The organism is Streptomyces sp. NPDC058576, from assembly GCF_042718715.1.
Lineage (GTDB): Bacteria > Actinomycetota > Actinomycetes > Streptomycetales > Streptomycetaceae > Streptomyces.
In genome coordinates, this window is record NZ_JBHXPF010000007.1 from 1 (window position 1) to 15,458 (window position 15,458).

Here is a 15,458-nt window from a genome sequence, read left to right on the forward strand (position 1 = left end):
GGCCCGGACCCTGCACAGGGTCCGGGCCGGGGGCCTTCGCGCGGTCGCCCCCCGCCCGCCTCAGCCGTGCTGGCGTGTGAGGCGGCGCAGCCGGGCCGTCCAGCGACCGGCTCCCGGGCGGCCCGCCCACCGTTCCGCGAGCGCCGTCCTACGGTCGGCGAGGGCCCACACCACCCGGACGGACGAGCGGGGCAGAAGCGTTGCCCGCAGCCGGGTGCCGCGGCCCGTCGACGCCCGCAGACCCGCCCGTACCGCCGACGCGTCCTCGGCCAGCCCGGGCGCGGGGCGCGGCTCGGGGGCGTACAGCACCTGCTCCACCGAGCTCGCGACGCGGTGCACGGCCTCGGCCGCGGTGGTGTCGAGCCGGCCCAGCCGCACGATCCGGGCCGCCGCCTTCCGGGGCGTCAGCGACTCGTCCGGCGCGATGCCGTGGTCCCAGGCCGTGTCGGTGATCTCCCGCCAGGCGGCCAGCGTCTGCGCGGCGGCGTCCGCGGGCGTCCGGCCCCCGGAGCCCAGCCGGCTGCTTCTCGTCCGGTTCCGCCAGAGCAGCGGTGACAACGGCAGCACCAGCACCAGGACCGCCACGAGCATCACCAGCAGCACCGTCCCGGCCGGGGTGCCCCGGTCGGTCGGCAGCGCCGCTCCCGGCTCCGGCGAGGGCCCGCACCCGCCTTCCTGGCGCAACTGCGGGGGGCAGCTGTCCTCGGCGGAGGGGACGGCGGACGGCGCGGCCGAGGTGCCGGTGGAGGGCTCGGCCGCCTCGCTCGCGCTGTCCGTGGGGACCTCGGGGCGGGTCCACGAGGGAGTGCTGCCGCGGCTCGGGGTGGGCTCGAACCGGGTCCACCCGACGCCCTCGAAATACAGCTCGGGCCAGGCGTGCGCGTCGCGCAGCCCGACCGAGATCGCCCCGTCCGACTTCATGGTGCCCGGGGTGAAGCCCACCGCGACCCGGGCCGGGATGCCCAGCGTCCGGGCCATCGCGGCCATCGAGAACGAGAAGTGGACGCAGAAACCCTCCTTGTCACGGAGGAACCGGGCGATGGCGGACGACCCCGTCCCCGAGGTGACCGTCGTGTCGTAGGTGAAGCCGCCCTCGGAGGCGAACCAGTCCTGGAGCTTCACGGCCCGCTCGTAGGCGTTCGCCGAGCCCTCCGTGACCCGCTCGGCGGTCTCGGCGACCACGCCCGGCAGCGAGCCCGGGACCTGGGTGTACTCGCGGAGCAGCTCCTCGGGCGGCGCACCCGCGGACGCGAGCTGCTCCGCCGTGGGCTCGACGACCAGACTGCCGACCTCGTACCGCGCGCCGCGGGTTGTCTGCCCGTCGTCGCCGACCAGGGTGCGGCCCTCGGGCTCGTACCGCCACCGGCCGCCGACGCGGACCTCGCTCGCCGGGTAGGGGAGCGGCAGATACGTCTGCTGGTAGGAGCGCGAGGCGGAGATGTTCGTCCGGACCTCGGTGACCGAGACGTCTCCGCCCAGCCCGGCGGGCTGCGGAAGTCGGTCGGGAAGGTCCGTCAGCCGCCGGGTGGAGGAGCGCCACTCGCTGCCGTTGAACTCGTCCAGGGCCAGGATCCGGAGATAGAGGCTCTGCGGGTCCTCGATGTTGCTGCGGTACGTCATCACCTCCCGGTTCTCCGGCTGGTTGAGGTTGTTCTGGAGCGAGACCAGCGGATTCACCGCGGAGATGGTGCCGCCGCCGCTGCCCCGGCCGTTCCCCGGTCCGCTGCCGCCCAGCAGACCGCTGTCCAGCGCGGGCAGGGCCAGCGGGGCCACCAGGGCGATGCCGAGCGCCAGCACGCCGATCCGTCGCCCGGTGCGGACGGGGGAGGGCCCGCCGCTCACACCGGACAGTCCGTCGGCCAGACCGCCCGTGTTCCGCGCGGCGCCGCCGAAGACGCGGCCCCACTGGGAGAGCCGGTCCCGGCCCTCCGCCAGCAGGAGCAGCAGATAGCCGGAGGCGGCCAGCAGGAACCACAGCCAGCCCGCTCCGCCGTCGGAGAGGCCGGCCGCGACCGAGTACAGGGCGAGGAGCGGCAGCCCGGCCGGGGCCGCGCTGCGGAAGGTCACCGCCATGGCGTCCACCGCGAGACCGATCAGGATCACCCCGCCGACCACCATCAGCTTGATGCCGTCGGTCAGCGGGGCCGGGGTGGAGTACGTACCGACGTCCTCCCCGCCCGCCACCAGCAGCTCGCCCAGCCGCATCACCGCCTGCGGGCCGGGCAGCACCCCCAGCAGGGCGTGGCTCCGGGCGAACACCAGCGTCAGCAGCACCAGGGTGACCACCGCCTGGGCGGCGATGGTCAGCGTCCGGGCCAGCGGAACCCGGCGCGCGAGGGCGCCCACCCCGCTCTGGACGCCGAGGAGCACCGCCGCCTGCACCAGCCAGCCGACCCCCTCCACCAGCGGGATCAGCGCCCCCGCCGCCAGCAGTGTCGCCGCGTACGCGCTCAGTGCCAGCCTGGCCCGCCCGCTCATGACCATCCCCCCGCGAAACCTGTCGGGCCGCCGCTCGGGGCGGCCGGCGTGTCCGTGCGCATCCCGCCGGCCAACTGCCACAGCTCGGGGAGCGCGTCACCCGGCTCCACCGGCACCGCCGTCCAGCCGGACTCGCGCAACCGTCGCAGCCGGTCGTCGGCCGCTCCCGCCGCGCTCTCGTCGCCGGCCCAGGCGGCGCTGTCCAGGACGAAGGCGACCCCGGCCCCCGCGCGCTGCCGCATCCGGGCCGCGACCGCGGCCTGTTCCTCGTCCAGATCGCCGAAGAAGGCGATGAGCAGCCCCTCGTTGCCGCCGCGCAGCACGTCATGGGCGCGGCTGAGGCCCCCGCCGTCGGAGTGGCCGACCACGGCGAGCGTGTCGAGCATCAGCCCGGCCGAGTCCGCGGACTCCTGGGTCGAGCCGGCGAATCCGTCGGACCCCTGGCCGGGCACCGCGTTCCCGTCGTCGGTGAGCAGCCGGACGGCGAAGCCGCGCTCCAGCATGTGCAGAAGGGCGGATGCCGCCCCGGAGACCGCCCATTCGAACGCCGAGTCGGGCCCGGCGCCCTGGTAGCCGATCTGCCGGGTGTCCAGCAGGACCGTGCATCTGGCCCGCTGCGGCTGTTCCTCACGGCGCACCATCAGCTCGCCGTGGCGTGCGGTGGAGCGCCAGTGGACCCGGCGCAGGTCGTCGCCGTGCCGGTAGCCGCGCGGGATGATGTCGTCCTCACCGGCGAGCGCGAGCGACCGCTGCCGCCCGTCGCCGTAGCCGGAGGCCTCGCCCGCCAGCCGCAGCGCGGGCAGCGGCACCGTACGCGGAATGACGACGAGGGTGTCGTACGCGCTGAAGGAACGCGTCAGCTCGCACATGCCGAACGGGTCGCTGAGCCGCAGCTGCAACGGGCCGAGCGGATAGCGGCCGCGCAGGTCGGAGCGGACCCGGTAGGACACCTCGCGCCGGCCGGCCGCCTCCACCCGGTCCAGCACGAAGCGGGGGCGCGGGCCCAGGACGTACGGCACCCGGTCCTGGAGCATCAGCAGACCGGTGGGCAGCCGGGAGACGTTCTCCATCCGCAGGTGCACCCGGGCCTCCGCGCCCGCGGGCACCCGCGACGGCGAGAGCCGCCGGGTGCCTGTCACCCGGTAGCGGGTGCGGTAGAGCACGGTCACGCAGACCAGGGGCAGCACGGCCAGCAGCAGGCCGACCCGCAGCAGGTCGCCCTGGCCCAGGACGTACGCGCAGACGGCGGCGGCAAGACCGGCGGCCAGGAACGAGCGTCCCCGGGTGGTCAGTCCGCCCAGAGCTGCCCGGAGGCCGCCCTTCCGGTCGCCGTCCTCCACGGCGCCGGGCTCGCCGGCCGCCATCACAGCCGCCGTGCCCCGGGCTGCTGCTGGTGGTACAGCGGGCGGCCCGGCTCCCGCCCGCCCGGCACGGGCGGCGCGGTGTCACCGGCCGACGTCGGCACGGGGGTGCGCTGGATGATCTCCAGAACCACCTGCTCCGCCGTACGGCGGTTCAGCTGGGCCTGGGCGGTGGGCAGCAGCCGGTGCGCGAGCACCGGCGTGGCCAGGGCCTGGACATCGTCCGGCAGGGCGTAGTCACGCCCGCTGAGAGCGGCGGACGCCTTCGCGGCGCGCAGCAGGTGCAGCGTCGCGCGCGGGGAGGCGCCGAGCCTGAGGTCGGGATGGCTGCGGGTGGCTCCGACGAGCTCGACGGCGTAGCGCCGCACGGCGTCGGCGACGTGCACCGTGCGGACGGCGTCGATCAGCTTCACGATGTCGTGGGCGTGGGCCACCGGCTGGAGATCGTCCAGCGGGGAGAGGCCCCCGTGCACGTCGAGCATCTGGAGCTCGGCCTCCGGGCTGGGGTAGCCGATGGAGACCCGGGCCATGAAGCGGTCGCGCTGGGCCTCGGGCAGCGGGTAGGTGCCCTCCATCTCGACCGGGTTCTGGGTGGCCACCACCATGAACGGGTCGGGCAGCTCGTAGCTGTGCCCGTCGATGGTGACCTGGCGCTCCTCCATCGACTCCAGCAGCGCCGACTGCGTTTTCGGCGAGGCGCGGTTGATCTCGTCGCCGATCACGATCTGGGCGAAGATCGCGCCCGGCTTGAACTCGAATTCCCGGCGCTGCTGGTCGAAGATCGACACGCCGGTGATGTCCGACGGCAGCAGGTCCGGCGTGAACTGGATCCGCCGCACCGAACAGTCGATGGACCGCGCCAGCGCCTTGGCCAGCATGGTCTTGCCGACCCCGGGCACGTCCTCGATGAGGAGATGCCCCTCCGCGAGCAGCACGGTCAGCGATAGCCGTACGACCTCGGGCTTGCCCTCGATCACACCCTCCACCGACGCGCGCACCCGCTCTGCTGTGGTGGTCAGATCCGTGAGGCTCGCTCGATCGTCATAGGTCGTCACCCGGCCCTCCTCGGCCCTTTTGCGCAGGGGCCGTCGCGCGTACCCGCGCGGCCCACCCCGAAAATCGGACACTCCTCCGGAAGGCCCGGGGGAGGTCACACCCGCATTCTTGTTGCCGTTACCGCTTCGTGTCACTCGCCTGTGGATAAGTGGGTGTGAAAAGTCAGCGTCTGTCGCGATTTCGGCGCCGCGGGACACGGCGATGCGTGCGTGAGGTGCGGCGGAGGGCCGGGTGGCGAGGCGAGTCCGTTCAGGAAGCGGAGTCGATCTCCCGCAGCAGGCCGGTGGTCACGTCGAAGACGAACCCGCGCACGTCGTCGGTGTGCAGCAGGAACGGCGAGGTCCGCACCCGCTGCATCGACTGGCGCACGTCCTGGTCGGCGTCCGTGTAGGCCTCCACGGCCCAAGCCGGACGCTGGCCGACCTCGCGCTCCAGGTCCTGCCGGAAGTCCTCGGTGAGGGATTCCAGGCCGCAGTTCGTGTGGTGGATGAGGACCACGCTGCGGGTGCCGAGCGCTCGCTGGCTGATGGTCAGCGAACGGAGCACGTCCTCGGTGACCACACCGCCCGCGTTGCGGATGGTGTGGCAGTCACCGAGCTCCAGACCGAGCGCGGCGTGCAGGTCGAGCCGGGCGTCCATGCAGGCGACCACGGCGACCTGGAGGACCGGGCGCGCGTCCATGCCCGGGTCGCGGAAGTCCTTCGCGTACTCGGTGTTCAGCGAGACGAGGCGGTCGGTGACCTGGCCCCCCTCGCGGACCGCCGGGGCGGAGGACGTCACGGACTCGGCGGGGGAGTGAGCAGAAGTCGACATGGCTACGACGTTAGCCTTCCCACCTGCCGGGAGCGGGCTGTGAGAGCGGACAAAGAACGTCAACACGGCTTGTTGTGAGCTAACCCACAGAACCCGGTGGACGCACCTGTTCGGGTGAGTTCGCCGCATCCGGTCGGGTGGAGCGACTCGCTGCGCGGTTCGTTGATCGCGAATCGATCGAATGGCAGGGTGGACTAAAGTAACGCGAAGTCACCATCCACCTTCCCGCCCACTGCCCCATCGCACCGCCCCGCACCTTCTGCATATTCCGCATTTTCCCCCGTGATGTGCGGCGTACGTGCGACCCGGCCCTCTCCCGCTCTCGGTCGGCCGACGCCTCTTCCCCGGCGCCGGCGGACCTCCCCTTCAGAGCGGGCGGGGACCAGGACGTACGTGCCGGCCGCGCGGGACAGAGCCTGAGAGGGCGCATTGAGCCAGACCCGACACGTCCCGGTGATGCTCCAGAGGTGTCTGGACCTGTTGGCCCCGGCTCTCCAGGACCCGGCCCACCCGGAGCCCGTGGTCGTCGACTGCACCCTCGGCCTCGGCGGTCACAGCGAGGCCCTGCTCGCCTCCTTCCCCACCGCCCGGCTGATCGCCCTGGACCGCGACAAGGAGGCGCTCCGCCTCTCCGGCGAACGGCTCGCCCCCTACGGCGACCGGGCCACCCTCGTCCACGCGGTCTACGACGAACTCCCCGAGGTCCTCGCCCGCCTCGGGATCCCGAAGGTCCAGGGCGTGCTGTTCGACCTCGGCGTCTCCTCCATGCAACTGGACGAGGCCGACCGCGGGTTCGCCTACGCCCAGGACGCGCCGCTCGACATGCGCATGGACCAGTCCACCGGCATGGGCGCCGCCGAGGTGCTCAACACCTACCCGCCCGGCGAGCTGGTCCGGATCCTGCGCGCGTACGGCGAGGAGAAGCAGGCCAAGCGGATCGTCTCCGCCGTCGTTCGCGAGCGCGAGAAGGAGCCGTTCAGCAACAGCGCCCGGCTCGTCGAGCTGATCCGCGACGCGCTGCCGCAGGCCGCCAAGCGCACCGGCGGCAACCCCGCCAAGCGGACCTTCCAGGCGCTGCGCATCGAGGTCAACGGCGAGCTGAGCGTCCTGGAGCGGGCCATCCCGGCCGCCGTCCAGTGCCTCGCCGTCGGTGGCCGCATCGCGGTGCTGTCGTACCACTCGCTGGAGGACCGGCTGGTCAAGCAGGTCTTCGCGGCCGGCGCGGCCAACACCGCGCCCCCCGGACTGCCCGTCGTCCCCGAGCGCTACCAGCCCCGGCTGAAGCAGCTCACCCGGGGCGCCGAACTGCCCACCGAGGAGGAGGTCGCCGAGAACCGGCGCGCCGCCCCCGCCCGGCTGCGCGGCGCCCAGCGCATCCGCGAGGAGGAGCGATGAGCACCGGGACCCGGCGTCGCCCGAAGGACAGCAGCCCGGCGCCGGGCGCCAGGGGAGCCCTGCGGTGAGCGAACCGGCCGCACCGCTGAAGGGGCGGGCCGCGCGGCTCGCCCGGCTGATGCCGTCCACCGGGCCCAGCACCGCGGCCCGCACCCCCTTCGTCCTGCTGGTCGTCCTGCTCCTGGGCGGCGGACTCATCACCCTGCTCCTGCTGAACTCGGCCCTCAACGAAGGATCGTTCAGGCTCAGCGAGCTGAAGCGGGAGACCACCGAGCTCACCGACGAGCAGCAGGCCCTCCAGCGCGACGTCGACGGCCGCTCCCAGCCCGACGCCCTGGAACGCCGCGCCCGGGAGCTGGGCATGGTCCCCGGCGGCAGCCCCGCCTTCCTGAACCCCGACGGCACGGTCCGCGGCAAGCCGACGAAGGCGACCGCCCCGCCGCCGAGCCCGAGCCCGAGTCCGAGCCCCAGTGCCTCGGCCGACGCCGCACCCGACCCCGAAGCCCCGGCGGCCGGCCCCTCGGCCTCCGGCGCATCGGCCGGCCCCTCCGGCTCCGCGTCGCCCTCCGGGTCCTCACCCGCGACCGAGTCCGACCCCGCAGCCGCCCCCGCGGCGGAGAACAGCCCGCCCCCGACGAGCCCCGGCAGGTGACGCAGTGCCGCCCAAGGATCCGCCGCGCCGCCGCGTACCCGGTCCGGCCCGCCCCCGTAACGGAGGATCCGGATCCGGTCGCTCGGGCGCGCGCCCACCGGCCCGCCGCCCCCGGCCCGCGGCAGCCGGCACCACCCGGCGCGGACGCGCACCGCGCTCTCTGCGCCTGGGCAGTCCGCGCCCCCGGCTCCGGCTCGTCAGCCTCGGGCTGACCCTGGTCATGCTGGCTTTCGTGGCCCGCCTGCTCCAGGTCCAGGCCGTCGACGCCAGCGCGTACGCGGCCAAGGCCGAGAAGAACCGCTACCTGGAGTACACGGTCGCCGCCGAGCGCGGCGAGATCACCGACCGCAAGGGTGTCGCCCTCGCCACCAGCGTGGACGCGCACAACATCACGGCCGACCCCAAGCTCTTCTTGCCCGAGGAGAGCAAAGCGCCCGACGCGCCCCAGCAGGCCGCCGCCCTGCTCGCCCCGATCCTCGGCAAGGACGTCGACGAGCTCGTCGAGAAGCTCTCGAAGCCCAAGTCCCGCTACACCGTCCTCGCCTACCGGCAGACCCCCCAGGTCTGGAAGCAGATCAAGGACCTCAAGGCCGTCTTCGCCGAGAAGGCGTCCGAGGACAAGCTGAAGGGCGGCCCCGGAGCCAACGTCCTGGCCGGCGTCCTCCAGGAGCCGACGACCAGGCGCGTCTATCCCAACGGGGACCTCGCCGCCGGAATACTGGGCTTCGTCAGCGCCGACGGCAAGGGCGGCGGCGGCCTCGAATCGCAGCTGAACAAGGAACTCGCGGGCGAGGACGGCAAGATCCGCTACGCCCAGGCGGGCGGCCGGCGGGTCCCCACCGCGGGCAGCAGCGAGATCCCGGCCGTGCCCGGCTCCGACATCGAGCTGACCATCGACCGCGACATCCAGTGGGCCGCGCAGAAGGCCATCAGCGACCAGGTCGCGAAGTCCAAGGCCGACCGGGGCTACGTCATCGTGCAGAACACGAAGACCGGCGAGCTGCTGGCCATGGCCAACTCACCCGGCTACGACCCCAACGACCTCTCCGAGGCCACCTCCGCCTCGCTCGGCAACGCGGCCCTCCAGGACGTGTACGAGCCCGGCTCCACCAGCAAGGTCATGTCGATCGCCGCCGTGCTGGAGGAGGGGGCCGCCACCCCCGGCACCCATGTCACCGTCCCCAACCGGCTGCACCGGGGCGACCGCCTCTTCAAGGACGACGTCGACCACCCCACCTGGTATCTCACGCTCAACGGGGTGCTCGCCAAGTCCAGCAACATCGGCACCATCCTGGCGACCGGTCAGCTCGGCAAGACCCAGGCGGAGTCGAACAAGGTCCTCTACGACTACCTGCGGAAGTTCGGCCTCGGCAAGAAGACCGGGCTCGGCTACCCCGGCGAGTCGCCCGGCCTGCTGGCCCACCCGAAGAACTGGTCGACCTCGCAGCAGTACACGATCCCCTTCGGCCAGGGCCTCTCCCTCAACGCCGTCCAGGCCGCCTCGGTCTACTCCACCATCGCCAACGGAGGCGTACGGGTCGCCCCCACCCTCGTCCGCGGCACCAAGGGCTCCGACGGCCGCTTCTCCCCGGTCGAGGCCCCCGAGGAGAACCGGGTCGTCAGCCCGAAGACCGCCAAGACCCTGGCGACCATGCTGGAGTCCGTCGTCGACGACAGCGAAGGCACCGGCACCAAGGCCGCCATCCCCGGCTACCGGGTCGCGGGCAAGACCGGAACCGCCAACCGGGTCGACCCCGTGCGCGGCGTCTACAAGGGCTACACCGCCTCCTTCGCGGGCTTCGCCCCCGCCGACAACCCGCAGGTCACGGTCTACTGCGCGATCCAGAACCCCACCAAGGGCAGCTACTTCGGCGGCCAGATCTGCGGCCCGATCTACAAGCAGGTCATGGAGTTCGCGCTCAAGACGCTCCAGACCCCACCGTCCGGCAGCAAGCCGCCCCGGCTGCCGGTGTCCTTCAAGCCCGGCGAGTGAACACGGGGATGCGCGAGCATCTCCTCCAAGGGAACCCTCAGTGACAACGATCACCCCCGACCCCGGGAACCGGAACGAGAACCGCCGGAACCAGGGTCCCTCGCTTCGCGAGAGCCCGCACCGGCCCGGTACGCTCACCGCCGTGCCCCACGCTGATCAGTCCCAAACCTCTCAGAAGGACGCGCCTGTGACCTACCCGGGAGCGCCCCGACCGGACCGGCTCCGGCCCACCCCTCTCGGCGAGCTGGCCGACCGGCTCGGCGTCGAAACCGCCGGGAGCGGTGACGTCACCGGCATCACGCACGACTCGCGGGCCGTGCGGCCGGGCGACGTGTACGCGGCCCTGCCCGGCGCCCGCCTCCACGGCGCCGACTTCGCGGCCCAGGCCGCGGGCCTCGGAGCCGTCGCTGTCCTCACCGACCCCACCGGCGCCGAACGCGCCGCCGCCACCGGCCTGCCGGTCCTGGTCACCGAGGACCCGCGCGCCGTGATGGGCGAGCTGGCCGCCGACATCTACGGGCGGCCCGGCATCGGCCTGCTCCAGATCGGCATCACCGGAACCTCCGGCAAGACCACCACCGCGTACCTCGTGGAGGGCGGACTGCGCGCCGCCGGACGCCCGACCGGGCTGATCGGCACCGTCGAGATGCGGATCGGCGACGAGCGCATCAAGTCCGAGCGCACCACCCCCGAAGCCACCGACCTCCAGGCCCTGTTCGCCGTCATGCGCGAACGCGGTGTCGAGGCCGTCGCGATGGAGGTCTCCAGCCACGCCCTGGTGCTCGGCCGGGTGGACGGCTGCGTCTTCGACGTCGCCGTCTTCAACAACCTCAGCCCGGAGCACATGGAGTTCCACTCCGGCATGGAGGACTACTTCCAGGCCAAGGCCCAGCTCTTCACCCCCGAGCGCAGCCACCGCGGCGTGGTCAACTTCGACGACGAGTACGGCCGCAGGCTCATCGCCGAGTCGGGCGTCCCGGTCACCACCTTCTCCGCCGAGGGCCACCCGGACGCCGACTGGCACGCCGAGGACGTCGAGGTCGGCCCGCAGGACAGCACCTTCACCGCCGTCGGTCCCAAGGGCGAGCGGATCACCGCCCGCGCCCCGCTGCCCGGCCCGTTCAACGTCGCCAACACCCTCGCCGCGATCGTCACGCTGGCCGTCGCGGGCGTCGACCCGCAGATCGCCGCCGACGGCGTCGCCGCCGTCCCCGGGGTCCCCGGCCGGCTGGAGCGGGTGGACGCCGGACAGCCCTATCTCGCCGTCGTCGACTACGCGCACAAGACCGACGCCGTCGAGTCCGTACTGCGCTCCCTGCGCAAGGTCACCGAGGGCCAGGTGCACATCGTCCTCGGCTGCGGCGGCGACCGCGACACCACCAAACGCGGCCCGATGGGGGCCGCGGCGGCCCGCCTCGCCGACACCGCCGTACTGACCTCCGACAACCCCCGCTCCGAGGACCCCCTCGCGATCCTCGCCGCGATGCTCTCCGGCGCGGCCGAAGTCCCCGTCCACGAACGCGGCGACGTGCTGGTCGACGCCGACCGGGCCTCCGCCATCGCCGCCGCCGTCGCCCGCGCCGAACCGGGCGACACCGTCCTCGTCGCGGGCAAGGGACACGAACAGGGCCAGGACATCCACGGAGTGGTACGCGCCTTCGACGACCGCAAGGTCCTGCACGCAGCCATCGAGCGGTCCCTGGCGCACCCCGGCGCCGACCGTGCCCCTCACCACGAGAACAACAGTCAGGGATGACCAAGTGATCACCCTTTCCCTCGCCGAGATCGCCGAAATCGTCGGCGGGCAGACGCACGACATACCGGATCCGGCAGTCACCGTGACCGGACCCGTCGTCATCGACTCCCGGGAGGTCGCGCCCGGCAGCCTGTTCGCCGCGTTCGCCGGCGAACGGGTCGACGGCCACGACTACGCCCGGCGCGCCGTCGAGGCGGGCGCGGCAGCCGTCCTGGCGGCCCGTCCCGTCGGCGTTCCGGCGATCGTCGTGGACGACGTCGTCGGCGCGCTCGGAGCCCTCGCCCGGGCCGCCGTGGAACGCCTCGGCACCAGCGTCGTCGCCCTCACCGGCTCCGCGGGCAAGACGTCCACCAAGGACCTGATCGCGCAGCTCCTCCAGCGCCACGGCCCGACCGTCTGGACACCCGGGTCCCTCAACAACGAGATCGGGCTCCCGCTCACCGCCCTGACCGCCACCGCCGAGACCGAGCACCTGGTCCTGGAGATGGGCGCCCGCGGCATCGGCCACATCCGCTACCTCACCGAGCTCACCCCGCCGCGGATCGGCCTGGTCCTCAACGTCGGCTCCGCGCACCTCGGCGAGTTCGGCAGCCGGGAGGCCATCGCCCAGGCGAAGGGCGAGATGGTCGAGGGCCTCCCCGAGGACGGCTGTGCCGTGCTCAACGCGGATGACCCCCTCGTCCGTGCCATGGCCTCGCGCACCAAGGCCCGCGTCCTGCTCTTCGGCGAAGCCCCCGAAGCGGACGTACGGGGCGAGAAGGTCCGGATGACCCCCGACGGGCGGCCCGCCTTCGAGCTCCACACACCCACCGGGTGCAGCGACGTGACCATGCGCCTGTACGGTGAGCACCACGTGTCGAACGCGCTCGCCGCGGCCGCCGTCGCCCATGAGTTGGGCATGTCCGTGACCGAGATCGCCGATGCGCTCTCGGAGGCGGGCACCCTCTCCCGCTGGCGCATGGAGGTCACCGAGCGCGGGGACGGTGTGACGGTCGTCAACGACGCCTACAACGCGAACCCCGAATCCATGAGAGCCGCACTGCGTGCGCTGGCTGCCATGGGCCAGGCCCGGCAGGGCGACGGGGGGCGCACCTGGGCGGTGCTCGGTCAGATGGCCGAGCTCGGTGACGCGTCGCTCGCCGAGCACGACGCGGTCGGACGGCTCGCCGTCCGGCTCAACGTCAGCAAGCTCGTCGCTGTCGGGGGGAGAGAAGCCTCCTGGCTGCAACTGGGCGCATATAACGAGGGTTCGTGGGGTGAGGAGTCGGTGCACGTGTCCGACGCACAGGCGGCCGTCGACCTGTTGCGCAGTGAACTGCGCCCGGGAGACGTCGTGCTGGTGAAGGCGTCCCGGTCGGTCGGCCTGGAGAAGGTCGCCCAGGCACTGCTGGAGAACGCGACCGAGGGCGAGGTCGCCGGCCGATGAGGCAGATCCTCTTCGCGGGGGCCATCGGGCTCTTCCTGACCCTGGTCGGTACCCCGCTGCTGATCAAGCTGCTGGCCCGCAAGGGCTACGGGCAGTTCATCCGGGACGACGGCCCGCGCACCCACGGCAGCAAGAAGGGCACGCCCACGATGGGCGGCATCGCCTTCATCCTGGCGACGATCATCGCGTACCTCCTCGCGAAGGTCATCACGGGCGAGGACATCCGCTACTCCGGCGTCCTCGTGCTCTTCCTCATGGCGGGCATGGGCCTCGTCGGCTTCCTCGACGACTACATCAAGATCGTCAAGCAGCGCTCGCTCGGTCTGCGGGCCAAGGCGAAGATGGCCGGACAGCTGATCGTCGGCATCGCCTTCGCGGTGCTGTCGCTCCAGTTCCCCAACTCCATGAACTACACCCCGGCCTCCACCCGGCTCTCGTTCGTCGAGGACTTCGGCTGGTCGATCGGCCCGGTGCTGTTCTGCGTCTGGGCGCTGTTCATGATCCTGGCCATGTCCAACGGCGTGAACCTCACCGACGGCCTCGACGGACTGGCCACCGGCGCCTCGGTGATGGTCTTCGGCGCCTACACCTTCATCGGCCTCTGGCAGTTCCAGGAGTCCTGCGCCAACGCGGACAACCTGACCAACCCCAGCGCCTGTTTCGAGGTACGCGACCCGCTCGACCTTGCCGTCGTCGCCGCGGCCCTGATGGGCGCCTGCTTCGGCTTCCTGTGGTGGAACACCTCGCCCGCCAAGATCTTCATGGGCGACACCGGCTCGCTCGCCCTCGGCGGCGCCCTCGCGGGCCTCGCGATCCTGTCCCGCACCGAGTTCCTGCTCGCCATCCTCGGCGGCCTCTTCGTGATGATCACCATGTCCGTGGTCATCCAGGTCGGCTCGTTCAAGATGACCGGCAAGCGGGTCTTCCGGATGGCGCCGCTCCAGCACCACTTCGAACTCAAGGGGTGGTCCGAAGTCCTGGTGGTGGTCCGCTTCTGGATCATCCAGGGCATGTGCGTGATCGTCGGACTCGGCCTCTTCTACGCGGGATGGGCAGCCAAGAAGTGAGCACCGTGGACTGGCAGGGCAAGCACGTCACCGTCGCCGGGCTCGGCGTCAGCGGAATCCCCGCGGCCCGCGCCCTGCACGAGCGCGGCGCGCTCGTCACCGTCGTCAACGACGGCGACGACGAACGCGCCCGCGCGCAGGCGGCCGAACTGGAGGCGCTCGGCATCACCGTGCGCCTCGGCAACGGCGCGACCCTGCCGCCGTCCACGGAACTCGTCGTCACCGCCCCCGGCTGGCAGCCGGACAAGCCGCTCTTCCTGGCTGCCGCCGAGGCGGGCGTCCCGGTCTGGGGCGACGTCGAACTGGCCTGGCGACTGCGCGGCGACAACGGCAGGAAGGCCGCGCCCTGGCTCGCGGTCACCGGCACCAACGGCAAGACCACCACCGTGCGGATGCTGGCCTCGATCCTGGAGGCGGCGGGCCTGCGCACCGCGGCCGTCGGCAACATCGGCGTATCGCTGCTGGACGCCGTGCTCGGCGAGACGGAGTACGACGTCCTCGCCGTCGAACTCTCCAGCTACCAGCTGCACTGGGCGCCCTCCCTGCGCGCCCACTCCGCGGCCGTCCTCAACCTGGCTCCCGACCACCTCGACTGGCACGGCTCGATGGAGGCGTACGCCGCCGACAAGGGCCGCGTCTACGAGGGCAACACGGTGGCCTGCGTCTACAACGTCGCCGACCCGGCCACCGAGGACCTGGTCCGCGAGGCCGATGTCGAGGAGGGCTGCCGCGCCATCGGCTTCACCCTCGGCGCCCCCGGCCCCTCGCAGCTCGGCGTGGTCGACGGCATCCTCGTCGACCGGGCGTTCGTCGCCAACCGCCAGAAGCAGGCCCAGGAGCTGGCCGAGGTCTCCGACGTCAACCCGCCGGCCCCGCACAACATCGCCAACGCCCTCGCGGCCGCCGCGCTGGCCCGCGCCTTCGGCGTGGAGCCGACCGCCGTCCGCGACGGGCTGCGCGCCTTCCGGCCGGACGCCCACCGCATCGAACACGTCGCGGACATCGACGAGGTCGCCTACGTCGACGACTCCAAGGCCACCAACACCCACGCCACCGAGGCCTCCCTGGCCGCCTACGACTCCATCGTCTGGATCGCGGGCGGACTGGCCAAGGGCGCCACCTTCGACGAGCTGGTCACCGGCGCGGCGAAGCGGCTGCGCGGGGTCGTGCTGATCGGCGCCGACCGCGCCCTGATCCACGAAGCCCTGACGCGACACGCCCCGGAAGTCCCGGTGGTCGACCTCGACCGGACCGACACTGGGGCGATGTCCGAAGCGGTCGCACGGGCGGCCGAGCTCGCCCGGCCGGGCGATACGGTACTGCTGGCCCCGGCCTGTGCCTCGATGGACATGTTCACCAACTACAACAAGCGGGGCGATGCGTTCGCGGACGCGGTCCGCGCACGCGCCGACGAGAGCGCCTGACCGACCGGGCCTCCGCGCCCGGGGTCACGGGCCCCGG

The 15,458-nt window shown here is 72.7% G+C and carries 11 protein-coding genes; 7 read left to right on the top strand and 4 right to left on the bottom strand.

Annotated features, from left to right (window positions below):
• Positions 1-60: 60 nt before the first annotated feature.
• The 4 genes from ACFWRV_RS07825 to ACFWRV_RS07840 form a co-directional block, all read right to left on the bottom strand.
• Positions 61-2,478: a DUF3488 and DUF4129 domain-containing transglutaminase family protein gene (locus tag ACFWRV_RS07825; protein ID WP_384329820.1), complete on the bottom strand. Its 2,418-nt coding sequence runs from the start codon at positions 2,476-2,478 to the stop codon at positions 61-63.
• Complete coding sequence (locus ACFWRV_RS07830) at positions 2,475-3,842, bottom strand: DUF58 domain-containing protein (protein WP_384329823.1); 1,368 nt, start codon at positions 3,840-3,842, stop codon at positions 2,475-2,477. Before ACFWRV_RS07830 ends, ACFWRV_RS07825 begins: the two co-directional genes overlap by 4 nt.
• The gene (locus ACFWRV_RS07835) at positions 3,842-4,894 is read right to left on the bottom strand and encodes an AAA family ATPase (protein WP_384329826.1); all 1,053 of its coding nucleotides are present in this window, start codon (positions 4,892-4,894) and stop codon (positions 3,842-3,844) included. The genes ACFWRV_RS07830 and ACFWRV_RS07835 overlap by 1 nt, the downstream gene beginning before the upstream one ends.
• Positions 4,895-5,144: 250 nt before the next feature.
• On the bottom strand, positions 5,145-5,708 hold the full coding sequence (locus ACFWRV_RS07840) for a beta-class carbonic anhydrase (protein ID WP_384329829.1): 564 nt from the start codon (positions 5,706-5,708) through the stop codon (positions 5,145-5,147).
• Between the two features lie 429 nt (positions 5,709-6,137).
• Here ACFWRV_RS07840 and rsmH point away from each other — a divergent pair, with 429 nt between their 5' ends.
• The 7 genes from rsmH (at position 6,138) to murD (ending at position 15,421) form a co-directional block, all read left to right on the top strand.
• The gene (rsmH, locus tag ACFWRV_RS07845) at positions 6,138-7,103 is read left to right on the top strand and encodes a 16S rRNA (cytosine(1402)-N(4))-methyltransferase RsmH (protein WP_384329832.1); all 966 of its coding nucleotides are present in this window, start codon (positions 6,138-6,140) and stop codon (positions 7,101-7,103) included.
• Positions 7,104-7,167: 64 nt separating this feature from the next.
• Positions 7,168-7,755 carry a septum formation initiator family protein gene (locus ACFWRV_RS07850; RefSeq protein ID WP_384329835.1) on the top strand — a complete coding sequence of 196 codons (588 nt, stop codon included), beginning with the start codon at positions 7,168-7,170 and terminating at the stop codon, positions 7,753-7,755.
• Between the two features lie 4 nt (positions 7,756-7,759).
• Entirely contained in the window at positions 7,760-9,748 is a 1,989-nt protein-coding gene (locus ACFWRV_RS07855; RefSeq protein ID WP_384329838.1) for a peptidoglycan D,D-transpeptidase FtsI family protein, read from the top strand.
• A 40-nt stretch (positions 9,749-9,788) separates the two neighbouring features.
• On the top strand, positions 9,789-11,504 hold the full coding sequence (locus tag ACFWRV_RS07860; RefSeq protein WP_384329841.1) for a UDP-N-acetylmuramoyl-L-alanyl-D-glutamate--2,6-diaminopimelate ligase: 1,716 nt from the start codon (positions 9,789-9,791) through the stop codon (positions 11,502-11,504).
• Between the two features lie 4 nt (positions 11,505-11,508).
• Positions 11,509-12,930, top strand: coding sequence for a UDP-N-acetylmuramoyl-tripeptide--D-alanyl-D-alanine ligase (murF, locus tag ACFWRV_RS07865; RefSeq protein WP_384329844.1), 1,422 nt, complete (start codon positions 11,509-11,511; stop codon positions 12,928-12,930).
• Positions 12,927-13,997, top strand: coding sequence for a phospho-N-acetylmuramoyl-pentapeptide-transferase (gene mraY / locus ACFWRV_RS07870; protein ID WP_383262076.1), 1,071 nt, complete (start codon positions 12,927-12,929; stop codon positions 13,995-13,997). Before murF ends, mraY begins: the two co-directional genes overlap by 4 nt.
• The gene (gene murD / locus ACFWRV_RS07875) at positions 13,979-15,421 is read left to right on the top strand and encodes a UDP-N-acetylmuramoyl-L-alanine--D-glutamate ligase (protein ID WP_384329848.1); all 1,443 of its coding nucleotides are present in this window, start codon (positions 13,979-13,981) and stop codon (positions 15,419-15,421) included. Before mraY ends, murD begins: the two co-directional genes overlap by 19 nt.
• The last annotated feature ends 37 nt before the right edge of the window (positions 15,422-15,458 follow it).

Coding starts and splice junctions, on each gene's coding strand:
- ACFWRV_RS07825 (WP_384329820.1), bottom strand. CDS start 2,478: ATGAGCGGGCGGGCCAGGCTGGCACTGAGCGCGTACGCGGCGACACTG.
- ACFWRV_RS07830 (WP_384329823.1), bottom strand. CDS start 3,842: ATGGCGGCCGGCGAGCCCGGCGCCGTGGAGGACGGCGACCGGAAGGGC.
- ACFWRV_RS07840 (WP_384329829.1), bottom strand. CDS start 5,708: ATGTCGACTTCTGCTCACTCCCCCGCCGAGTCCGTGACGTCCTCCGCC.
- mraY (WP_383262076.1), top strand. CDS start 12,927: ATGAGGCAGATCCTCTTCGCGGGGGCCATCGGGCTCTTCCTGACCCTG.
- murD (WP_384329848.1), top strand. CDS start 13,979: ATGGGCAGCCAAGAAGTGAGCACCGTGGACTGGCAGGGCAAGCACGTC.